The organism is Klebsiella electrica (assembly GCF_006711645.1).
GTDB classification, from domain to species: Bacteria; Pseudomonadota; Gammaproteobacteria; order Enterobacterales; family Enterobacteriaceae; genus Klebsiella; species Klebsiella electrica.
In genome coordinates, this window is the sequence record NZ_CP041247.1 from 2,896,277 (window position 1) to 2,917,584 (window position 21,308).

At 52.6% G+C, this 21,308-nt stretch carries 19 protein-coding genes and 1 pseudogene; 8 read left to right on the forward strand and 12 right to left on the reverse strand.

The genetic code is table 11. The annotated features are described in order from the left end of the window. Window positions 1–28: 28 nt before the first annotated feature. Window positions 29–789, reverse strand: a pseudogene (locus tag Electrica_RS13800) (SDR family oxidoreductase). 29 nt (window positions 790–818) lie between these two features. Next, the gene (locus tag Electrica_RS13805) at window positions 819–1,634 is read right to left on the reverse strand and encodes an SDR family NAD(P)-dependent oxidoreductase (RefSeq protein ID WP_141964740.1); all 816 of its coding nucleotides are present in this window, start codon (window positions 1,632–1,634) and stop codon (window positions 819–821) included. Between the two features lie 361 nt (window positions 1,635–1,995). On the opposite strand from Electrica_RS13805, the gene Electrica_RS13810 reads away from it, so the two are divergent. After that, window positions 1,996–2,463 (forward strand): hypothetical protein, encoded by a 468-nt coding sequence (locus tag Electrica_RS13810; RefSeq protein ID WP_141964741.1) that lies wholly within the window; start codon window positions 1,996–1,998, stop codon window positions 2,461–2,463. 145 nt (window positions 2,464–2,608) lie between these two features. Continuing rightward, the gene (locus Electrica_RS13815) at window positions 2,609–3,502 is read left to right on the forward strand and encodes a GNAT family N-acetyltransferase (protein WP_141964742.1); all 894 of its coding nucleotides are present in this window, start codon (window positions 2,609–2,611) and stop codon (window positions 3,500–3,502) included. A 107-nt stretch (window positions 3,503–3,609) separates the two neighbouring features. On the opposite strand, the gene Electrica_RS13820 is transcribed toward Electrica_RS13815, so the two are convergent. From Electrica_RS13820 to Electrica_RS13835, 4 genes are all read right to left on the reverse strand, one after another. After that, window positions 3,610–4,083, reverse strand: a complete 474-nt coding sequence (locus Electrica_RS13820) for an NUDIX hydrolase (RefSeq protein ID WP_141964743.1) — start codon at window positions 4,081–4,083, stop codon at window positions 3,610–3,612. Window positions 4,084–4,130: 47 nt separating this feature from the next. Next, complete coding sequence (locus tag Electrica_RS13825; RefSeq protein WP_141964744.1) at window positions 4,131–4,712, reverse strand: DUF6886 family protein; 582 nt, start codon at window positions 4,710–4,712, stop codon at window positions 4,131–4,133. A gap of 287 nt (window positions 4,713–4,999) precedes the next feature. Next, window positions 5,000–6,229 carry a diguanylate phosphodiesterase gene (locus Electrica_RS13830; protein ID WP_141964745.1) on the reverse strand — a complete coding sequence of 410 codons (1,230 nt, stop codon included), beginning with the start codon at window positions 6,227–6,229 and terminating at the stop codon, window positions 5,000–5,002. Window positions 6,230–6,343: 114 nt separating this feature from the next. Next, complete coding sequence (locus tag Electrica_RS13835; RefSeq protein ID WP_141964746.1) at window positions 6,344–7,129, reverse strand: MipA/OmpV family protein; 786 nt, start codon at window positions 7,127–7,129, stop codon at window positions 6,344–6,346. A gap of 125 nt (window positions 7,130–7,254) precedes the next feature. Here Electrica_RS13835 and Electrica_RS13840 point away from each other — a divergent pair, with 125 nt between their 5' ends. The 4 genes from Electrica_RS13840 (at window position 7,255) to Electrica_RS13855 (ending at window position 13,441) form a co-directional block, all read left to right on the forward strand. Beyond that, entirely contained in the window at window positions 7,255–7,950 is a 696-nt protein-coding gene (locus tag Electrica_RS13840) for a response regulator (protein ID WP_100686061.1), read from the forward strand. Beyond that, window positions 7,947–9,143 (forward strand): sensor histidine kinase, encoded by a 1,197-nt coding sequence (locus Electrica_RS13845; RefSeq protein WP_141964747.1) that lies wholly within the window; start codon window positions 7,947–7,949, stop codon window positions 9,141–9,143. Before Electrica_RS13840 ends, Electrica_RS13845 begins: the two co-directional genes overlap by 4 nt. Before the next feature lie 78 nt (window positions 9,144–9,221). After that, window positions 9,222–10,370: an efflux RND transporter periplasmic adaptor subunit gene (locus Electrica_RS13850; protein WP_141964748.1), complete on the forward strand. Its 1,149-nt coding sequence runs from the start codon at window positions 9,222–9,224 to the stop codon at window positions 10,368–10,370. Continuing rightward, window positions 10,367–13,441, forward strand: a complete 3,075-nt coding sequence (locus tag Electrica_RS13855) for an efflux RND transporter permease subunit (RefSeq protein WP_141964749.1) — start codon at window positions 10,367–10,369, stop codon at window positions 13,439–13,441. Before Electrica_RS13850 ends, Electrica_RS13855 begins: the two co-directional genes overlap by 4 nt. A 413-nt stretch (window positions 13,442–13,854) precedes the next feature. On the opposite strand, the gene Electrica_RS13860 is transcribed toward Electrica_RS13855, so the two are convergent. The 5 genes from Electrica_RS13860 to Electrica_RS13880 form a co-directional block, all read right to left on the reverse strand. Next, window positions 13,855–14,982, reverse strand: coding sequence for an NADH-dependent flavin oxidoreductase (locus tag Electrica_RS13860; protein ID WP_141964750.1), 1,128 nt, complete (start codon window positions 14,980–14,982; stop codon window positions 13,855–13,857). A 39-nt stretch (window positions 14,983–15,021) separates the two neighbouring features. Further along, window positions 15,022–15,855, reverse strand: coding sequence for an SDR family NAD(P)-dependent oxidoreductase (locus Electrica_RS13865; RefSeq protein WP_141964751.1), 834 nt, complete (start codon window positions 15,853–15,855; stop codon window positions 15,022–15,024). A 72-nt stretch (window positions 15,856–15,927) separates the two neighbouring features. Beyond that, window positions 15,928–16,566, reverse strand: coding sequence for an SDR family oxidoreductase (locus tag Electrica_RS13870; RefSeq protein ID WP_142255902.1), 639 nt, complete (start codon window positions 16,564–16,566; stop codon window positions 15,928–15,930). 18 nt (window positions 16,567–16,584) lie between these two features. Then, the gene (locus Electrica_RS13875) at window positions 16,585–17,517 is read right to left on the reverse strand and encodes an alpha/beta hydrolase (protein WP_112203995.1); all 933 of its coding nucleotides are present in this window, start codon (window positions 17,515–17,517) and stop codon (window positions 16,585–16,587) included. Continuing rightward, window positions 17,517–18,437 (reverse strand): alpha/beta hydrolase, encoded by a 921-nt coding sequence (locus Electrica_RS13880; RefSeq protein ID WP_126765035.1) that lies wholly within the window; start codon window positions 18,435–18,437, stop codon window positions 17,517–17,519. Before Electrica_RS13880 ends, Electrica_RS13875 begins: the two co-directional genes overlap by 1 nt. A gap of 137 nt (window positions 18,438–18,574) precedes the next feature. On the opposite strand from Electrica_RS13880, the gene Electrica_RS13885 reads away from it, so the two are divergent. Then, window positions 18,575–19,474 carry a LysR family transcriptional regulator gene (locus Electrica_RS13885; RefSeq protein WP_126765033.1) on the forward strand — a complete coding sequence of 300 codons (900 nt, stop codon included), beginning with the start codon at window positions 18,575–18,577 and terminating at the stop codon, window positions 19,472–19,474. 99 nt (window positions 19,475–19,573) lie between these two features. Here Electrica_RS13885 and Electrica_RS13890 read toward each other — a convergent pair whose 3' ends face one another. After that, window positions 19,574–20,176: a site-specific integrase gene (locus Electrica_RS13890; RefSeq protein ID WP_141964752.1), complete on the reverse strand. Its 603-nt coding sequence runs from the start codon at window positions 20,174–20,176 to the stop codon at window positions 19,574–19,576. Between the two features lie 378 nt (window positions 20,177–20,554). Here Electrica_RS13890 and Electrica_RS13895 point away from each other — a divergent pair, with 378 nt between their 5' ends. Beyond that, window positions 20,555–21,100, forward strand: a complete 546-nt coding sequence (locus tag Electrica_RS13895) for a cysteine hydrolase family protein (RefSeq protein WP_141964753.1) — start codon at window positions 20,555–20,557, stop codon at window positions 21,098–21,100. The last annotated feature ends 208 nt before the right edge of the window (window positions 21,101–21,308 follow it).

The following is a 21,308-nucleotide window of genomic DNA, read 5'->3' on the forward strand; positions in this document are numbered from 1 at the left end:
ATGGGGCAGTGACCTGCCCCAGGGTCGGTCAGGCAACCGGGATAGGGTTATCCATCATTGACTGATTAAACGCGTTCACCATCTCGTGTTCATTAGCCCCCGGATTCGCACGTGCGGGGAGCACGCTATCGACAATCGCTTCAATGGAATCTGTCGCCAGTTTGTCAAAGGTCTGCTGGATAAAATCGGCAACCGGCATCGCACGGGAATCACCGCTTTTGTAGATCAAATCGGTATCGACCCATGGCGGTGAAATTTCAATAACCGTCACCCCTGCATCGCGCAGTAAAAAACGCTGAGACAGAGTGTAAGAGTGAATCGCCGCTTTGGTTGCGGAGTAAAGTGCATTGGTCGCCAGCGGTAAAAAGGCCAGAATCGAACTGTTATTGATCAAGACCGCATCCGCTTGCTGTTTCAGATGTTCAACAAATGCTGAACTCACCCGAACCGTGCCCAACAGGTTGGTATCCAATAAGGTGGTGGCCATGTTGTCATCCAGTTCAGCAGAGGCATTATCGAATGGCATAATGCCGGCGTTATTGATACCACATTAAGTGCCGGATAGCGCGAGAGCACCTCTTGCGCCGCCGATTTAATACTTGAGGCACGGGTTACATCCAGCACCACGGAGTCCATCCCGGGATTCGCCGCGGTAACCGTGTCCAGAAGCGCTTTACGACGACCCGAAATGATCACCTGATTACCCAGTTGATGAAATTTTTCTGCCATCGCGCGACCAATACCCGACGTGCCGCCAGTGATAAAAATAGTATTGCCTGTCAGTTTCATACGGTTATTCCTGTTGGCTAAATGCCCTGTTAGCGAGTAAGGCCGACGCGATAACGTTCGGCGGGTACATGACTGGAAAGGTGTGGAATCATGGCCTGGCGACGGCTTTCCATCGCCAGCCAGTAAGCGTCGTTATGCAATGACGGGATAGTGACCAGTTCCCGGTTAAGAAAACCCGCCAAAGCGGCATCTACCAGGTCATCAGCGCTCATCACTATCGACTTATCAAGTTGTTCAAGAGGCAAACCGCCGTTATCCCAGAACGGCGTTGCCGTAGCACCCGGCAGCACGGCCTGGATGTGGATGCCCTTGTCGGCGAGTTCATGATGCAGTGACTGACTGAATGCCAGCACAAAGGCTTTTGTGCCGCCGTACACGCCGTTCAGCAGTTCCGGCGCGAGGCTGACAATCGATGAAATATTGATGATGGCGCCCGCACCCCGCTCGACAAAACCCGGAACCACGCTATAAGTCAGACGCGTCAGGGCGACGACATTGAGATTAATCATCGCCTGCATCTGATCGACATCGCTCGTTAACAGGGGCGTATGTGTTCCGACGCCAGCATTATTCACCAGCAGCGTAATGCTGGCGTCATCGCGCAGTCTTCGCTCCACGGCGGCCAACTGTTGGGCATCACCAAGATCGGTTGCAAGGACTTCCACATTGCGGGCGGTGTCAGCCGTAATGTGGCTGGCCATCTGATTCAGGCGGTGATGATTGCGGGCAATAATAATCAGATCATATCCAATGCGCGCCAGTCGGCTGGCGTAAATCGCACCGATACCGGTGGATGCACCCGTTATCACTGCGGTGCCTTTGGCAGATTGTGTTGCGAGACTCATTGCAGACTCCTTTCGGTCACCATTGATTCGATGCGAGAATCATAAGTGAGAAAGAAGTGTCTTAAATGACGATTATGGTAGTTATTTGGGACATCTCAATGACGGTGAAGAGTGGAAGCAGATATCGAGTACGCCACGCTTCTGCCATCAATGAGCCTGTACGTAGATTTGTGTAATTGCCCGTTTGACGATATGAGTTCATTACGGACTTAACTCATGAGCCCGCGGCTGCGGTTACGCCCTCTTCCTTTTATGCCCGACTCATTGCTTCTCAAACGGTCATAAAGTGGTCATATAATCTTTTCAGACGCTAGCTCTGGAGCACGAGAGACGCCTTTATTAACATACTGAAGAGCCGAAAATGAGCATACCATCCAATGCATACGGGCTAATCAACACGCTGGAAAATACGGCGCAGTTTCTCAATCAACACGCTCTCTCCTGGATGATAATCGGAGGGGCGGCGATGGTGCTTTACGGCCTTGAAGATGGCCCGGTTGCAGATATCGATATTGTTCTGTCATCAAGCTCAGCAGCCTTTCTGAGCAAGCAATTTTCATGGCCAAATTTTGCAAATACGCAGTTCCCGAGATTTCGTTCTGAATATCTGCTGAAACCAAATTTTGGCCCTGTGCCTGTTGAAATTCTCGGTGGTTTCCGTGTATCAACAATGGACGAATGGGTTGAAGTACCCGTCGGCGAAACACAGATGTTTTTCATCAGATCACAAACGTTATTTCTACCGACACGAAAAAAACTGGCCTCGATTTTCCTGTTGTGTGGCCGTGAGAAAGATCGCCGACGTATGGCGCTTCTCAACGGCAACTAAGCGGTTATCACTGCAGAAAGCGCAGTAATAAACAGGATCCAGGGGGACGAACCGGCTATAAAAACCAGAGCCCCGCTTGCTATTTAAGCAAGAGACAAGGCAATCCGGGAAGCGTGACTGATACCAGGAGTAATATCAAATCGCGATGATGACTTATATGCTTTCTCAATATGCCGATCTACCTTTATCCCAAAAAACGCTCGCTGGCTGGCTCGAAAAATGGATTTATGAGCAGGAGCGACGATGTACAGATGAAGCCTTTTCAGCACAATTTCCATGGCAGGAAACGGGTTTACCCCAGCATGACTTTTTACAGCGAAAACTACGCATTGCTGGTCGACATTTTCTCACCGGCCCCCGTTATCACGGAGGCGATATCAACAGACCCTTCATTGATATCGTGGCCTCAGATTCCGACATTAATCCTTTAGTCCTTCAGGCTGTCAGCCAGGAATGGGCGCAGCTAAAACCTGAGTACATCCGTATTCTCACTCCGTTCCACTCTAACGTTCAGGGTATAACAGATCAGCTCATATATGCATCGCGCCTGTCCTGCGCAGCAGAGTATCAGGATGACGCATTAACTCTGAGACCCGCGGTATACGCCGATTTTGAATGGTGCCGACAGGCTCTGGTTGAAGCCTATCAGCATACGTGGCGTTCTGTTCCTGCCTTAACCAGCCGCAATCTGAACTATGCTGATGATGAAGATCTCATAGATAATATTTCACAAGGCGAGGTGTACATTATTTATGAACATGCGAATCGTGCTGGACTGATAATTTGTGAAAAGGGGGAAATCGCGTTTTTACCGGGTTGCAAAATTTCAGAAGAAATTATTCTCCCGGACTTTCGGGGGCGCTCACTGGCCTCCCGGGCACAACGCTTGCTGTTTAACTGTCTTTCCCCTACCCGCCGGGAAGATTCTCTGCTTATGGGAACGATTATTCCGGACAATTTACCCTCCATAAAAACAGCGGAAAGAGCCGGGCGAAGCGGTATTCTCCGCTACCAGTTTTTGCCTGTCATTGACCGCTAATCGCAACCGCCCTGCGCATTTTCCCATAACCGAACTGGCGAAACCGGGACTCACGCCAATGTCGGGGTTGCGGGCATGCGTGTTCATCAGAGGGCGGATATTTTAGTTCACAGTGCCTGCTGACATCCCTTTTCAGCCTTATGCCTTAAATAAAAGCGGATATAGGTTAAGTACTCCTCATTCATGGGTGAGGGCAATTGGTCAGGCGGGTAAAACTCTATGGCAAGACCTTCTGTGGGATCGTTGAGTATTTCTCCTGACCAGATTTCAGCAGAATATAATGCGGTGATAACATTGATCTCGTCTGTATTGGGAAGAGTAAACGTGTATTCTGCACCCGAGAAAACTTTTAAGAAATCAAGATGCTTAATATCCAAATTAGTTTCTTCTTTTACTTCCCGGATCGCGGTTTCCTCTAAAGATTCGCCAGGCTCCAGCAGTCCGCCGGGTAATCCCCATGTGGTGTCCTTGCGTTGTTGAAGCAATATATATCCATCATCCCGAACAAGAATGACATTGGCACCAGCCAGCAATAGCATTCTGTGGCCAATAATGCTGCGAATTTCTGAAACGTAGCTCAAGGAGCCTCCTTCTTCAGACAGATCTTCAAAAACTAACGGTTATTACTCTATACACTCATCTGACGGCCCGGTTTTGAGTGCGTCCAGCCTGGTTTGCCCCAGTCTTGCGCATTTCGTAATCGAATGCCACTGGCGTGAAACGATGTCAGCCATATACTTTTAAGCGGCGCAAGCCTCTCCATTACACGCAGGGAGATATTCCTGACGGCAAGTTCTGCTGGAAGATCGGACATTATTCTTAAGCTGGCAGGGATAACGTCTGTTCGACATACCCACATACCAACCTCGCCGGTAGGTTCAAAGCCATCAATGGGCAGTTCATATCTGTAAATTTTGCCGCTGATAAAGCGTGAAAACCATGCCTGCTCTATGCAGGCAATGGCAGTAGCATGAGACTCATCGCCCATCCATTTTTCAACGTCCTCTCCGGTCGTCTCAGGCAATGGCCAGAACACGATACGTGGGCACTCGCGAGGGAAAAGGTAAAGAAGTTCGTGTGCTTCGTCCGTAGCCCATATAAGTGACCCGTTAAGCCACTCCTGTCCTGCAGGCCTCTCAACATGCACCCGTAATGGACGAGGTTTGAAGATAGTGATATCAGGACTATCGCTGAAATGGAAAAGACGCACTGCAGGCTCCACTCAAAATGTATCTAACGATCCGCTTCCATCATTCTGAATAAGAAACGTTTCCTTCAGATGACCCAGCAGGCATTAGACTTTTTTTCCAGACAGGCACTGTGAGTCCGCCCTGACCCTGAGTGGACAGAAAGTAAGGGCGCTAAGTCTGCGGTGAGCGATGAGCCGTCACTCTTGCGTGTGGAACAGGCCCATGGTGGTGAAACTCATAAAAATCATGTAGTCATCAACGGGGGACAGCTCAGGATACTGACCTGTATCCTGATTATCGTGGATGATTAAGGTCGGATGGAACTGTCAGCGGTTTTCACAGGCCAGCGAATCTCACCGACGCCGTTCACTTTTGGCAACGCAAATAAGAACCCCTGGAAGCGCTTAATGCCCGCAGCCTCAAGCCAGCACCACTCCTCTATCTGCTCAATGCCTTCAGCAACCACGGTAATCTCGAGCTCACGGCAGCAGTTGATTATCGATCTCACCACCGCCTGTTTAGGCCCGCTCTTATGGATATCGGTAATAATCTCACGGTCGATTTTGACTTTATCTGGCTGAATTTTTGTTAACAACGACAGCCCGGCATATCCCGCGCCGAAGTCATCAATGGCCAGCCCCATTCCTGAGACGCGCAGTTTTTTGATAGCACTGCTGAACTGGCTAAAACCGGAGATCATTTCATCTTCCGTCACTTCGACAGTAACCTGCTCCGGCACCAGCCCCTGTTTTTTTATTTCCTGTAACAGAAATTCGATGGCATCAGGAATAACGACCAACGACATCGGAAGAATATTAATCGATATTTTATGGTCGCCGATATTAATGGCTTTAGCCTGGGCAAAAGCAACCGACTTAGCTTTAAGATCAATTTCATAGCGTTGATCCTGCGGAATCGATGCAAAAAAACTGGCGGGACTGCCGCCATCTTTATCCCGAATAAGCGCTTCCAGCGAGGTGATATTTCCGCTCAGGGGTTCAATAATGGGCTGGAAAGCAAACTGGCAGCAGTAATGGGCAGCAACCGGTTCTTCTGGTACGTGAAATGAATGTTTACGCGGGTGTACTGACCACTTTTCAGGCCATAAAAAGGGTGACGGCGAGCAATCTCTTTTTTGGCTGATAAAAGTATGGATAAATTTGTAGGCGCGCTCTTCCGCGGAAAGATAACTTTTCAAATGGCTAAGCTGATGGATCTTTTCCAGAACGTCACCAATGTGCTGCTTGTTCAGGTCAAAAAACATCATCCCCACGTTCTCAAAGCGCCTGCGCGGTGCATAATCGCGCATTAACTCCACTATCTGATAGTGGCGTTGGTCATGCTTAATCTTGTTGAATAGCTGCTCAAGCACGCACTCATCACCCTCAAGTACCTGAAGGTAAAAGTTATCTTTTAAAAGAAGTATGCCCGTAACCCCACATGCTGCGTTCTCGATATTCGCTTTTTCCACCAGCAATATGAGATCAGCGTCTTGTATAAAATGCTTTTGACTTCTGTAAATCAGAGTTGTCAGCATAATCCCATCCAGATTTTGTCAGGCGAATAGCACTATGTAACACAGTCTCACTTTTAAACCCAGCATATCCGGCATATTTAACCACACAGGATATGCCTGGCTGAAGTTAACCGACTAAAATGTCCAGGTGACCGCGACGGTTACCGAGCCCTCACTACGCCGTGAAACAATCGGGCTTTCATTCGCATGCTCGCCAGACCAGGTATAGCCAGCGCTCAGTAGCGAACCCCAGTGAGCATCGAACTGGTGACTCCAGCTCAGACTGTTGTCTACGCCATAAAATCCGCCCGGCGCAGAATAGCGGCGATAGCCGGAGCGGCGGCTCTGTTGCTGACTAACCCCATACCAGGTATTCATATATCGACTGTCGCCAAACAGGGCCGCAGACTGAAAAGCGACCGTATCCTGGCTGTCCTGGAAGGGAATCAACGTCACGGATGTCTGATAGTTTACTCCCTGACTGTCCGTCAGAGGCAGTGTTGCTTTGCCTTCAAAACTGAGCCAGGGAACGACTTGCCAGCCGATGGCAAGGCCGGTATTAAGAGTGGCATCAATGTTGCCCATGCCTTGCAGATTATTTGCCCCCTCGCGCCAGCTGGCATTTTTCTCCCCCCTGCCGAGGTTATAACCCAACGTATGCTCGAAGTACCAACCGCTGGCGTTTTGCAGGTCATATCCTGCTCCTTTTTGTGCATCAATAAAAAATGCGCCTTTGCGTCCCTGTAGCACAGGAACCACCTGCCATACCTGCTTGTCAGAGCCTGAGTAACGGGGGACATATTGTCCGGCCACCCCGAGAGTTAATGAATCGGAAGACGCGCCATCATCAGCCTGGACGCCGAATGCAGCGACAGTGAGAAGCGCAACGGACATATACAGGACTTTTTTTATCGCTATCATACTGTTTCTCCACACAGACTCTGGCTTCTCCTGATACAGGAATCGCCACCCAATGTGGGTGCAGTATGATTGGGTTAAATCAATGAATAGTCCGGATAGTGTTAAGAAACGGTCAAGGTGAACGGATGTTGTCCAGAAGAGTGTTGATTATTGAAGATGACGCCGATGCAGCAGGCGTGCTCGAAGCCTATTTACGTCGCGAGAATTACGACGTCACCATTACCGGAGACGGCCTGGCCGGGCTGGATATGGCGCAACGGTGGAAACCTGACCTTATCCTGCTGGATGTGATGCTCCCCGGTCTTAACGGCACGGAAGTGCTGGCGAGCCTGCGCCGCAAAAGCGATGTGCCGGTGATCATGGTGACCGCCATGGGCGATACCCCCGATCGCATTGGCGCCCTCAGGTACGGTGCCGATGATTATGTTGTTAAACCTTATCATCCGGGAGAAGTGGTGGCGCGGGTGCAGGCGGTGCTGCGACGCAGCAATAAAAAAGAGACAGAGGAAGAGATACTTCGCTGGCATACCCTGGAGGTGGATGTCGCCGCCATTGTGGCAAGCGTGGTTAACGGCGACGACACGCCGGTGATACTGGATCTTACCCCGACGGAATTCTCTCTTCTGGCAACCCTGCTGCGTTCGCCTGCGCACCCGTTTTCCCGCCAGTATTTACTGGAACACTGTTTGCCGGAAAGCGAAGCCCTTGAACGAGTCGTGGATACCCATATTTATAACCTGCGCAAAAAACTCGAAGCGGTGGGTATCTCCGGCGTACTGGTCAACGTTCGCGGCGTGGGCTACAGGTTCAGACAACCATGATAAAAAACCATCATTCTTCTCTGTGGCGCTGGATTTGCGCGCGTATTCTGGCACTGGCCATCGGCAGCGTGATTGTCATTGCAACCTGTATGTGGCTACGTTATGCCGTCCAGAACTACTGGATAATGGGCAGGATGCCGGCGGCGGTGCGGCAAGAATTTCTGACCCTCAGCCAGAATCCACAGGCCAACCCGGCCCGCTTTCACAACATTGTCGATACCTGGTGGGGCCTGAGTTATTCAACGCCGTCCATCGCCTCAGCAGACTGGGTCACCGTGGCCCTGCTGGTGCTGGTCATGATCCCTTTTATTGTCGTGATGGGGCTAAAACACGCGCGGCCGCTGGCACTGCAGTTCAGCCGTCTTCGTGATGCGGCAAAGGATGTCGCCAACGGACAATTTGGCCGTCAGGCAGAGCTCATCAAGGATGCGCCGGCTGAAATGGTCAGTTTTGCCACTGACTTTAATACCATGACGAGGCAACTGGCCCGCTATGAAAAAGAGCTGCGCGCCTCGCACGTCGCGATGGCGCATGAACTGCGCTCTCCCCTGACGGCAGCCATTGGCCGTCTGCAGGGAATGCTCGACGGGGTGTTTGATGCCAGCCCGGAGCAACTGGGGATGGTGATGAAACAACTCCAGCACCTCAATCGCCTGACCGATGAACTCCATCTTCTTTCTTTGGCCGATGCGGGTAACCTTGTGCTGGAAGACCAGCCGTTTTGTCTCGACGAGTTGATTGAGGAGCGGGCGGCCTGGATGACGCCCCAGGCCGATGCGCATAATTTTACCATCACCCTTCGCAACCCGCGCGCTTGCCCCTTCAGTGGCGATGCCTTCCGTATGGGGCAAGTGTTTACAATCCTTATGGAAAATGCGCTACGCTACGGACACGATGGCGGCCATCTTGCGGTGACTATCCACTACGCTAAAGGGCGTTACACCCTCGAATTTAAGGATGACGGACCGGGCGTATCGCCACAGTTTCTGCCGGAAATGTTTAAGCGCTTTAGCCGGGAGGAGCAGTCCCGCGCGCGGCATTCCGGCGGCAGCGGTCTCGGTTTGTCAATCGCTCAGGCTATTTGTCAGGCGCACGGGGGAAGCATTAGCGCCTCATTAGCCGACACCGGAGGCCTGGTGGTACGTATTCTGTTGCCCTGGCGCCCTGCTGATGAGGAAAACAGTCACTCTTGATAATCCCTTGACACAACGTCGAATCTTTCTCGACTTACCGCGCATTTAATAACGCCATCACCTTTATGGAGCGGCGTTATGTCAGACGAATTTTTTCTCTCCCTCCGCCACTGTCTGCATCATATGTACGGCGTGGCGCGCACCCTTCCCTGGCTGCATTTTCTCCCTCTGGCCCTGCTTGCGCTGGCTATTTTCCCACTGACCGGCTGCGGCGATAAACACGAAAATAAGCCAGACCCGGCGCGAAAGGTACGCTACGTTATCGTGGGCGCCGCCCGCTCCCTTCCCACCGAGGAGAGAACCGGCGAGATCCATGCCCACGATGAAACGACCCTCAGCTTTCGTACCGAGGGCCGGATCCTGACGCGTGACGTCGATATTGGCGATCGGGTCAACGCCGGACAACAGCTGGCCACGCTTGAAAATACCACCGGAAAAAATCAGTTCGACAGCGCAACGGCTGACTATGAAGGGGCCAAAGCCTCTGCCCAGGTTGCTACGCTTAACGTCAATCGCATGCAAAAGCTGATACTAACAGGCGCGATAGCCCGCACCCAGCTCGACAGCGCCCGCGCTGACTGGCTTGTCGCCAGCGCGCGCCTAAAAAGCAGCGAGGCCGCGTTGCGTAATGCGCGCGAAAGTCTGAGCTGGACACGCCTGATCTCTCCGCAAGCGGGCGTGATCACCGGCGTCAGCGCCTCTGCCGGGCAGGTTGTCAGCGCGGGCCAGTCGGTGCTCACGCTGGCGACCGGCGAAGCCCGCGACGTGGTGTTTGATATTGCCACGCCCGATGAGATCCCAGCCGGGAATAATGCGAATTTGCGGGTTTCCCTCCTCAGCAACCAGGCGGTCAACGCTTCCGCCGTGCTACGGGATATCACGCCTCAGGCCGATCCTCAGACCCGCACCTGGCGCGTCAGAGCCACCCTGATAAACCCGCCGGAGGCCATGGCACTGGGTGCCAGCGTCACCGTGACGTTGCCATCCACCGCCCCCCACGGGTACGCCCTTCCCGCATCGGCACTGAGTCGGGCCGGCGATAAACCGGCTGTTTTTGTGATCAACGCTGACTCACAGGCGCAGTTGCGCGTGGTGGTGCCAGCATATTACACGGCCTCCTCCGTCTTTATCGCTTCCGGTCTTGGGCCTGGCGATCGGGTCATTACGGCTGGCGTAAGCAAATTACGTTCGGGCGAACCGGTCATTGCCGGGGAGGTCCAGCCATGAAAACGGCAGCGGGAGAGAAATTTAACCTGTCCGCCTGGGCGCTTGAAAATCAGCAGTTGGTCAGTTTCTTGATGCTGCTGGTGATGGCGCTAGGCGTATTTTGCTATGAGCGACTGCCGCGTAATGAGGACCCCGCTTTCACCATTAAAACGGCCGTCGTATCCGCGCAGTGGCCGGGAGCATCCGTGGGGGATACGACCCGTCTGCTGACCGACACGCTTGAAAAAAAACTACAGGAAACGCCCTGGCTGGATTATATCGAAAGTGAAACCCGGGCCGGTCGCAGCGTTATCCATGTCAATCTCCGCGATGATACGCCGCCGCAAAAAGTCGCGGATATCTGGTATCAGATCCGCAAAAAAATGCAGGATATCGCCCCGTCCTTACCAGAAGGGGTTCAGGGCCCCGCCGTGAACGATGAGTTTGACGACACCTACGGTACGATTTACGGCTTTGTTCCCGAGGGTTACACCTTGCGGGAAACGCGGGATCGCGTAGAGACAATACGTCGTGAGCTCATGTCCTTACCGGATATCGGCAAAACTACCCTGCTGGGCGAACAGCAGGAACAGCTGGTCCTCGCCTTTTCTCCGGCTCGTCTGGCGGGGATGGGTCTGGATATTCAGGAGGTCGCCGATGCCCTCAGGGCGCAAAACGCGGTGGTCCCGGCAGGGATTATGCGCACCGGGCAGGAAAATATCGCGCTAAAGGTCAGCGGAGCGCTTACTTGCGAAGAGAGTTTACGGGCCGTCACGCTACATATTAACAATCGCTATATCCCGTTGACTGACATCGCCACCCTCACGCGGGAAACCGCCGAGCCGCCTGCCCCAGCCTGGCGGGTTAACGGAAAACCGGCTATCGGGCTGGCGGTTTCAATGGCGCCGACAGGCAATATGTTGCGTTTCGGCGCCGCGCTGAATGCCCGAATGGCGGCCATCAGCACCGGTCTGCCGCACGGAATAGAGATGGTTAAAATCGCCGATCAGTCAGCGGTGGTCAGTGACGCGGTAAGTGGTTTTATCCGGGTGCTTATCGAGGCCGTTGTTATCGTTCTGGCGGTTTCATTTGTCTCTCTCGGTTTACGGGCAGGACTGGTGGTGGCGGCGGCAATCCCACTGGTGCTGGCCATGACCTTCGCCGGCATGATGCTGGCTGGCATCGGTCTTCAGCGTATCTCGCTCGGCGCGTTGATCATTGCTCTGGGTCTGCTGGTGGATGACGCCATGATAACCGTAGAAACGATGGTCTCCCGACTGGAAGCCGGAGATTCCCGTCGACACGCGGCCACCTGCGCTTTCAAAACGACGGCATTCCCGATGCTCACCGGCACCCTGGTGATGATTGCCGGTTTTATTCCCGTGGGTTTTGCCGCCTCCAGCGCCGGCGAATACTGTTTTTCCCTCTTTGCGGTGGTGCTCATTGCCCTGCTTTGTTCCTGGGTTGTCGCGATCCTGTTTTCTCCGTTGACGGGGACATGGCTGCTGCCGGAAAAAGTCAGACATCACGCGGCAGGACCGGGGCGTATCGCTCGCGGATACGGGGGGCTTTTAACCCTGGCGCTGCGCCACCGGCTGGTCACCGTACTGTTTGCGCTTTCCGCTCTGGGGCTGTCAGTTTATGGAACGACATTTATGCAGGGCGAGTTTTTTCCCGCCTCCGATCGGCCAGAGCTGCTGGTCAGCCTGACACTTCCGGCAAACGCGTCGCAGCCGGAAACGCAAAGAGAGGTAGAAAGGCTTGAAAAAATGCTGACGGGCAACAGCAATATCGATCATTACTCGTCGTACGTCGGATCGGGGGCCATACGTTTTTACCTGCCGATGGATGTGCTGCTGGAGAATGAAAATATCGCCCAGCTGGTTGTGGTGGCCAAAGATCTTGACGCACGGGATCGTCTGCATCAACAGTTGAACCGGATACTGGCGACGCAATTTAGCGACATCATCACGCGTGTCTCACCCCTTGAGCTTGGGCCACCCGTCGGCTGGCCGCTCAAATATCGGGTAAGCGGGCCTGATTATCTGCAGGTCCGGGCGCTAGCGAACCGGCTGACGGAGGTGATTGGCCGCTCGCCATTATCACGCGAAGTTAACCAGACGGCGGGAGAACCGGAGAGAATAATTACCCTTAAAGTGAATCAGACTGCTGCCAGAGCGGCGGGAATATCATCAGAAAGTCTCGCCCGGACGCTGAATACGGTCTGGTCCGGCAGCATTGTCACATCGCTCAGGGATAATGACCGCCTTGTCGATGTGGTGCTCCGGGCCAGGGACAATGAGCGTCTTAGCACCGCCACCCTCTCCTCACTGACGATTCAGGGGAATGACGGTAAAAAAATCCCGCTCAGCGCCGTCGCGACGCCGGTCTGGGGCGTGGATGATCCGGTGATCTGGCGTCGGCAGCGGTTGCCTTTTATCACGGTGCAAACGGATCTTGCCCCGGGGAGCCGGGCCGAAGCGGTATCCGCGGCTCTGCGTCCGGCGGTAGATAAACTCCGTGCGGAGCTGCCTGCGGGTTACAGCATTGAAGAAGGCGGCGCGGTTGCCGAATCCGCTAAGGGAAATAGCTCGGTGTTTACCGTTCTTCCCGTGACGCTTGTCATCATGTTGCTACTGCTGATGCTTCAGCTGCGGCGATATTCCCGGATGTTGCTTGCCCTCCTGATGGCCCCGTTTGGTTTACCGGGGATCGTACTGGCGATGTTGCCCGGCGGAACGCCGATGGGGTTTGTCGCGCTGCTGGGCGTAATCGCCCTGGCGGGGATGATCATTCGTAACGCGGTGATCCTGATTAGCGAGGTGGACAGCAATCTTGCGCAGGGTATGGTTAACGATGAGGCGATTATTGCCGCCGCAAAGCACCGCGCCAGACCCATCTGTCTGACAGCCTGCGCCGCCGTTCTGGGCATGATCCCTATCTCGCATCAGGTATTCTGGGGGCCAATGGCTTATGCGATTATCGGCGGACTGCTGGTTGCGACGCTGGTTACCTTAACGGTATTACCCGCGTCATTTAGCCTGTTGTTACAATGGGCAGGTTACTTCAAAAGCAGGCAAAAAGGTGTTTAACACGGGATACCCGTCTGGCCGTAGCATGCTTGAGCTGATATCCAGACTATCCGTGCCAATAGCAAGCAGGTCCGCCCTTCAGGATTGTCTGCTTGCTGCATGACGATATTAAAGGGTGCATTAAACCCGGTAATATTCCAAAGAACCGGCATTCAGTGGCGATGATTAATCCCTGAGCCGGTCTGTGAGTGAAGATGCCGTTTTACACTAACTTGAACGACGAAAGCGTTTTGATCTCGGGAAAGAATCCAGGCAACGTTGGTTCCGATGAGGGTCAGCTTTGAGCGAGGAGCGGACCTTCTCGCCCTGTACGAATAGAAAGCTACAAGTTGTAGCTCCATCTTCCAGATAGTTACAGGTAAAACGGTATATTCCAGGATTACCTGTACTGAAGTCCGGTTACACAGCTCTTTTTATGTCGGGAACCATCCGGGAGTCTTCTGAATCGCATGCCATAGTTTTTCAGGGATCGCCAATTCATCTGAGCGTTGAGACAGGATAAGTTTGTTTTTTACCTTATCCTCATGGCCTGCCTGCACCAGTTCCATCCAGTTGGGATTCATGACAATCGTCCGACCTAAGGCAACCAGTGACAACCCGGCCTTCAGAGACCGTTGAGCCGCTTGTGACGAAGTAATTTTTCCCGCTGCCAGCAAAGGCAAACGCCCATTAAACTGCTCTACAAACCGCGCCAGGATCGTATCCTTACCCTCACTGCCCTGCGGCCGATCGGTCAGTACGTCGTGGAGTGAGATATGGAGATAGTCAATGAGAGTCTCTTTCTCTAACTGACCAGCCAGAGCCTGGGAGTCATTAATCCGTAATCCTCCGTCTCCTGACTCTTCCGGCGATAACCGGTAACCCAATAAAAAGGGTTTCCCGGCATGAGTTTCAATAACCCGCCGGACTTCCCTAACGACCTCCAGCGGAAAACGCATCCGGTTTGCTAATGAACCACCCCATTCGTCAGTACGCTGGTTAAACCAGGGGGAGAAGAAATTCTGGATAAGAAAACCATGCGCACCGTGCAATTCAACACCATCAAAACCGGCCTCAATTGCGCGGCGAGTGGCTTCGCCGAAGTCATGAATGACACCAGAAATTTCGTCATGACCCAAAGCCCGGCTGGCTTGTTCGCCACGATTAAAAGGGCCAGCCGGAGCGGCCAGGGCGCTGGCGCTGACGAACTCTCCACCAGGGATGAGTTCGGGAACCGCTTTATTACCGGCATGAAACAGTTGCAGGATTGCCAGCGCCCCCCCGCTTTTTGCTGCATCAGCCAGTTTCCTCAGACTCGGGATAAAACGATCATCGTAGGCTGCGAATTCATTGGTGAAACCCACACCGTTTCTCTGAACATGAGCGCATCCCGTTATCACTAATCCCACACCGGTAGCGCGCGCCCGATAATAGTTTACTTCTTCATCTGAAATCGTTTCATCGTCATTAGCGGACCATGTGGTCATCGGTGCCATAACGACGCGGTTACGCATCCTGAGGCCATTTTTAAACGTGAAGGCCTGGGTTAATAAGTCAGTCATTGTACTCTCGATATTTAAAGCATCGGGTGCTTACACCCATTAATCAAAATCAGTGGTATTACTCAGCACCGCAAATTCGCGTATCTCTTTAATACGGGCTTCCAGCGAAGGCATTACAAAACTGATAGCGTCATTTCCTATTAGCAGCTGTCGAGGTGGGTTCTCCATTTCAACCACCTGACAAACCACCTGTGCGAGTTTGGCCGGGTCCCCTTGCTGTTGACCATCTGCGGATGCCAGCAGCTCACGCGCATCGCCATAATCGGCATAGTCCTCAATCTTTTTTTCGCCATAGTGGGCCGAACTATTACTGAGAAACTCGGTGCGGAAAAAACCGGGCTCAATTGCGGTGACATGAATACCAAGCGGCGCAACTTCATCGGCAAGTGCCAGGGTCATACCTTCAACGGCAAATTTCGAAGCTGAGTAAAATGTGGCGTTTGCGACCGCTTTGACACCCGCGATCGAGGACGTATTAATAATGCGTCCGCTACGCTGCTGGCGCATGACTGGTAACACAGCGCGTAGCACATTGGCCGTGCCGAACACGTTGGTGGTAAACTGCAGCTCAATTTGTTCAGCGGTTGCCTCTTCAAAGCGACCCAGCAGGCAGAATCCTGCGTTGTTAACCAGAACATCAATACGCCCGAAACGGCGAATAGCGGCATCAACGGCAACCTTAGCCTGGTGCTCATCGCGAACATCAAGCTCCAGCAGCGCAATATTCTCCGCCGCTACCGTGCTGAATATTTGGCGTAATTTGTCCATATTACGTCCCGTTGCCACCACACGATCTCCCTGCTGCAAAGCGGCATTCACTATACTGGCCCCCATACCGCGGGCAGCCCCGGTTACAAACCAAATACGATTCATCTCAGCTCACCTTGATAAGTTTAAGAACCCGTACTGCAATTCAGGCTGTACGGGTAAAAGGGCATAATTGATTTACATAAAGTACGGCTTGTCGCCATCGGTCCCGGGCTGGTTAACACCGATATTTTCACCAATATGTTGTTCAGGTTTATCAATCATATCGCTGATTAATGCGGCAACGCTTTTGCGGGATACCACCGTGCCTTTGAACGGCTCATTGCGGGTAGTGAGCTCATAATCAACCGTATCTTCATCCGTCAGCCAGGCCGGACGCAGGATGGTGTAATCCAGCCCGGAGGCTTCAATCGCGTCAGCCGCACGGCGGAATGGCCTGAGCGGTTCGCCGATAGTGGCGTTATTCCACTCGCCGAATTTCCCCGGGACTTCATCATAAATACCGAGAGAAAGGACGAAAATCAGGCGTCTTACGCCAGCGGCTTTCATCGCCGCAATCACCGCCTTCGCCTGAAGATCCAAATCTTCCCCGGTCAGGTTGGCGTACACCACATCCTGACCCACCATGGCCTGTTCCAGCGCTGTATGGTTTAACACATCGCCCATGATAATCCGGCTATTGAGCGGGTGTGGTGTGTGGATTTTGACCGGATGACGGGCAAATAATGTCTGTGTGACGCCCGGTTTATCCGCTAATTGGTCGATAACATGGCGGGCAATCTGCCCGCTGGCGCCAAGTACCAGGACTTTTTGAATGATGTTTTTCACGGGGCATTACTCCAGGTGTGCGGCAAAGAACGGAAGCACTTTTGACATCGCTTCACGAACCGCTTCCGGTTTGTCATACAGTTCGTAATGCGAAAAATCGGCTAATGAGACTAACTGGCGGTCACGGGAAACGGCAGCCCGTCCATAGATTTCCAGACCATCACGGTAAGCCCCGAAAGCGCCCACTTTTTCACCGACCACCACCATCACGGGTTGAGTCAGCAACACTTCCGCAAAAGCGAAGGCATCCCAGGCCAGCGTTTTCTGCGCATGTGAGAACACCATTCGCGTTGCCCCACCTGGCTGCTGGCCGCGCGGCGTTTTGTAGTAGTCTGTTGCCTCAAACACGTCACGCTCAGTCAGTCCACTGGCCATTGCTATTTCCGGGCTGGCGGGGAGCAGTTCATTAACCTGAATTTCCCCTCCTCGGGCTTCATTTGTACGCTGTGCCGCCATCGCATTCAGCGCGCCAATAGGGTCGTAATTGCTGAAACCTTCGCGAAAAAGACGGCCGATGTTTACGCCGGTGATGCTCACCACGGCTTTAATACGCTTCTCCGTCAGTGTGGCATTAATGGCATAGCCACCGCCGCCGCAAATACCCAGCACGCCAATCCGTTCAGCATCGACGTAAGGCAGCGTTACGGCGTAATCAATAACGCGACTGATATCTTCCACGCGCTGATTCGGATCCTCCACCCAGCGTGGAGAGCCGCCGGATCCCCCCTGGAAACTGGCGTCATAGGCGATCGCGACATAGCCTGCTTCAGCCAGCACTTTTCCGTAGACATTGCCGGACGTCTGTTCCTTACAGCTGCCAAAAGGGTGGACGCTGATAATTGTCGGATACTGTTTTGACTCATCGAACGCCGGTGGAAAATGAATGCTGGCCGCAATGTGCCAGGCCATATCGGCGTTCTGGATTTGAACATCTTTCATTACAGCGTCTCCTCAAAGAACGGGGCTAATACGGAAACGGCTTCCGCAACGTAGGCTTTACCGTCATACAAGTCCATGTGGTTGGCGCCTTCGACAATGTGGTACCGCTTGTCCTGGCCTGAGGCGCGATCGTACAGGTCGTCACTCATCCATTTACTTCCCGCTACGCTACCCGCCACAATTTGCAGCGGCTGGGTCAGGTAAATCTCCGCCATATGGTACGCGTCGTAGGTAATGATCTGGTTGAGGCTGCGCAGCGTGGCGTATCCAGGGGCCGTCGGGTACTGTGCCCGTGGCGTGTGGTAGTACTCCCAGGCCTGGCGCAATTCTTCATTTGGTGCATCAGACTCTTTCATGGGCGCCAGCGGCATGGTGGCATACTCACCGCTGCTAATATCGGTACTACGGGCATTTGAACCCGCTTCAACGTACGGCAGCGCATCAATGGATTTCACATTGTTTTCCCAGCCGTTGCGGAACATCGAGCCGATATTGACGGCGCTGACGGTTCCGATGGCCTTGATACGGCGATCCTGAATCGCGGCATTGGCGGTGTAGCCCGCACCGGCGCATATTCCCATCGCGCCAATTCGCGCGGTGTCGACATAAGGAAGCGTGGTCAGGTAATCAATCACTGCGCTGACATCTTCGGTACGGATATATGGGTTTTCCAGCTGGCGCGGTTCGCCGCCGCTTTCGCCCTGATAAGACGCATCGTAAGCCACGGTCACAAACCCTTGTTCTGCCAGCTTTTCGGCATAGGTACCGGCGGTTTGTTCCTTAACGCCGCCCCCCGGATGAGAAACCACAATGGCCGGGTACTTGCGGCTTTCATCAAATGCGGGTGGAAAATAAAGTACAGCGGACAAAGAAATTGTCGGGATATTGCTGTTGGTGAAGCTGATTTTCTGGTTCATCATCCGGTTCCTCATTGGGCTGTCGGCTATCTGTCATGTTTGATGGGATAACTATAGCCATTGATCATTAAGATGATTAGACCCAAAATAATGATTGGACTTATCATTTAAATGATTAATTGCCGGATGAAAACACAGAGATGAAACGCGATGAGATAGCCGATCTGATGGCATTTGTGGCCGTCGCCGAAGAGCGTAGTTTCACCCGGGCTGCCGCCCGTCTGGGCATGGCCCAGTCAGCGCTAAGCCAGATAGTGCGCCGAACAGAAGAGCGCCTGAGCCTGCGGCTTCTGACGCGTACTACACGCAGTGTTGTTCCCACAGAGGCGGGTGAACACCTCTTGTCTGTTCTTGGTCCAATGCTGCACGACATAGACTCGACCCTGGCCTCATTAGGCGATCTGCGTGACCGCCCCTCAGGCACAATACGCATTACCACAGTGGAACATGCCGCAAAGACCATATTGTTGCCCGCCATGCGCACGCTGTTGAAATCTCACCCTGACATTAATGTGCAGTTGCTCATCGATTACGGCCTGACTGATGTCGTCTCAGAGCGTTTTGATGCCGGGGTTCGCCTGGGGGGAGAGATGGATAAGGATATGATTGCTGTTCGAATCGGGCCCGATATCCCGATGGCAATTGTTGGTGCGCCAGAATATCTCTCGCGAAAAGGTATTCCAGTGTCTGTGGCGCACCTGGTCGATCATCAGGCTATTAATCTGTACCTTCCTTCATCGGGTACCGCGAATCGCTGGAGATTAGTGCGTGGAGGGCGCGAAGTCAGGGTTCGCATGGAAGGACAACTGCTATTGAATACGATAGACCTGATCCTCGATGCAGCGATTGACGGGCACGGCCTCACGTATCTGCCTTATGACCAGGTTCAGCAGGCTATTGAAGAAAAAAAACTGACCCGCGTTCTGGAGAAATTTACACCCGACTTACCAGGGTATCATCTGTACTACCCACACCGCCGCCATGCGGGTTCGGCATTTTCTCTGTTAATTGATGTGCTTAAGTATAATGGATCTGTTTAGATATCTTTTCGATGATGAGTTCAGGCATTCAGGGGAAACTCGCGTGTTCTGTACAACGTCCGCTTCTGGCACAGGGCTGCTGATGCAGCCCTGACAACCTTAGACTTCGATCGATTCAGAGATCTCTAATGCATCATCGACTTCAATGCCCAGATAACGGACTGTGCTTTCCAGTTTCTTATGGCCCAACAGAAGTTGGATCACCCGGAGATTCTTGGTTTTCTTGTAGATTAGGTAAGGTTTTGTTCTTCTCATGGAATGTGTGCTGTAAAGCGAATCTTCGAGACCAAGCTTTTCTATCCACCCATGAAAAATTCGGTTGTATTGCCGGGTAGATATGGGCTGGTTAGTTCCGACTCGAGACCAAAACAAGAAGTCTTTACTATGCAAATTGCCAAGCTTTATCAATGCAGCAACAGCTTCTCTTGTCCCTTTGGTTATCTCAAACTGCACAGGGCTACCGGTTTTCTGTTGCAACACCGTAGCTCTGCTTGAAACAGAGCTACCATATGCAACATCAGATACTTTGAGTTTGACCAGATCACAGCCTCGTAGCTTACTGTCCAGAGCCATATTGAACAGAGCTAAATCGCGCGTTTTACCTTCCAGTTCAAGCCGGATTCGGATCCCCCAGATATGAGATATCTGAAGTGGTCTTTTTTGGCCGATGATACGGTCTTTGTTCCACGGTGACGTGTTCATACTCAAATCTCCTGCAATGTGGGAGATTTGAGTATGGTTGTCCCTTATGAGCGAGAAGCGGAAGCTAAATTATTGTCGGAAAATACCAATAGGGTACGTTATCAATCAGGAAACATATCCGTTGAAATCGTTAACTCCCAGTGCTAAAAGATGAAGAGCCTTTTTTAAGATTTTTAGGTTTACTGATTCTCAACTCAAAAGAGAACGCCGGAAAATGATTAAGCCAGTTCAGTCAGCGACCACCGTTACCACCACCGAAACCTTCGGCGGCGTGTGCGCATCTGTGACTGGCTCCTGACAAAACAGATTCTGACTCCCCGCCAAACCGGACGGGGAAGAATGTCTCTCCGTTCATGATTTACTGAATGGAGATACATCATGAGTTCATCCGAAAATGCACTTTTAGTTATTGATATGCAGCAGGGGCTTTTCCGTGGCCCCGCTTCACCGCATCTCGCAGACACGATTTTGTCAAACATCTGCCTGCTTATAGAAAAAGCCAGGCAGGCGCAGGTGCCAGTCTTTTTTGCCCGTCACACCGGACCTGACGATTCCTCCTTTTCTGCGCAAAGTCCCTTAACACAACTGATACCCGAAATGGGTGTGAACGCTGAGCACGACGTCGTTTTTATCAAAAAGTATCCCAGCTGTTTCCGGGATACGAGCCTGCAGCTTCAGCTAGGCAGGCGGGGAATAAAACAACTTGTCATCGCCGGGATGAAAACAGAATTCTGTGTGGACACTACCTGCCGTGCAGCGCCCGGGCTGGGATTCAGGACTGTGCTGATTTCAGATGCGCATACGACAATGGATAACAGCTACCTGTCAGCTAATGAAATCATCAACCATCATAACGTCACCCTGGCTGGCCCATTTGTGACGCTCGCGACAGCAGCGGACTGGAGCTTTTATTCTGAGAAATAAGATAAGACTGCGAGCCGCCCGCCGGGCGGCTGAAAGTGTCCTGAGTACTGAGGAGCTGGGACTTAAGTAAGCGGTTAATTCGACATATACAGGCATTTAGGCCCATTTCGGCGGCCATAACCATAAGGCCCTGAGAATAGAGTAAACTGCTCACTGCCGCAGCAATTAATGTTTATGATTTGCGAAGCCCTGTGTTGTTGATATTGTG

Bases quoted from the DNA above. Each gene is read 5' to 3' on its own strand.
- Electrica_RS13805 (WP_141964740.1), bottom strand. From the start codon at position 1,634: ATGAGTCTCGCAACACAATCTGCCAAAGGCACCGCAGTGATAACGGGT.
- Electrica_RS13810 (WP_141964741.1), top strand. From the start codon at position 1,996: ATGAGCATACCATCCAATGCATACGGGCTAATCAACACGCTGGAAAAT.
- Electrica_RS13815 (WP_141964742.1), top strand. From the start codon at position 2,609: ATGATGACTTATATGCTTTCTCAATATGCCGATCTACCTTTATCCCAA.
- Electrica_RS13830 (WP_141964745.1), bottom strand. From the start codon at position 6,229: ATGCTGACAACTCTGATTTACAGAAGTCAAAAGCATTTTATACAAGAC.
- Electrica_RS13835 (WP_141964746.1), bottom strand. From the start codon at position 7,129: ATGATAGCGATAAAAAAAGTCCTGTATATGTCCGTTGCGCTTCTCACT.
- Electrica_RS13840 (WP_100686061.1), top strand. From the start codon at position 7,255: ATGTTGTCCAGAAGAGTGTTGATTATTGAAGATGACGCCGATGCAGCA.
- Electrica_RS13845 (WP_141964747.1), top strand. From the start codon at position 7,947: ATGATAAAAAACCATCATTCTTCTCTGTGGCGCTGGATTTGCGCGCGT.
- Electrica_RS13850 (WP_141964748.1), top strand. From the start codon at position 9,222: ATGTCAGACGAATTTTTTCTCTCCCTCCGCCACTGTCTGCATCATATG.
- Electrica_RS13855 (WP_141964749.1), top strand. From the start codon at position 10,367: ATGAAAACGGCAGCGGGAGAGAAATTTAACCTGTCCGCCTGGGCGCTT.
- Electrica_RS13860 (WP_141964750.1), bottom strand. From the start codon at position 14,982: ATGACTGACTTATTAACCCAGGCCTTCACGTTTAAAAATGGCCTCAGG.
- Electrica_RS13865 (WP_141964751.1), bottom strand. From the start codon at position 15,855: ATGAATCGTATTTGGTTTGTAACCGGGGCTGCCCGCGGTATGGGGGCC.
- Electrica_RS13875 (WP_112203995.1), bottom strand. From the start codon at position 17,517: ATGAAAGATGTTCAAATCCAGAACGCCGATATGGCCTGGCACATTGCG.
- Electrica_RS13880 (WP_126765035.1), bottom strand. From the start codon at position 18,437: ATGATGAACCAGAAAATCAGCTTCACCAACAGCAATATCCCGACAATT.
- Electrica_RS13885 (WP_126765033.1), top strand. From the start codon at position 18,575: ATGAAACGCGATGAGATAGCCGATCTGATGGCATTTGTGGCCGTCGCC.
- Electrica_RS13890 (WP_141964752.1), bottom strand. From the start codon at position 20,176: ATGAACACGTCACCGTGGAACAAAGACCGTATCATCGGCCAAAAAAGA.
- Electrica_RS13895 (WP_141964753.1), top strand. From the start codon at position 20,555: ATGAGTTCATCCGAAAATGCACTTTTAGTTATTGATATGCAGCAGGGG.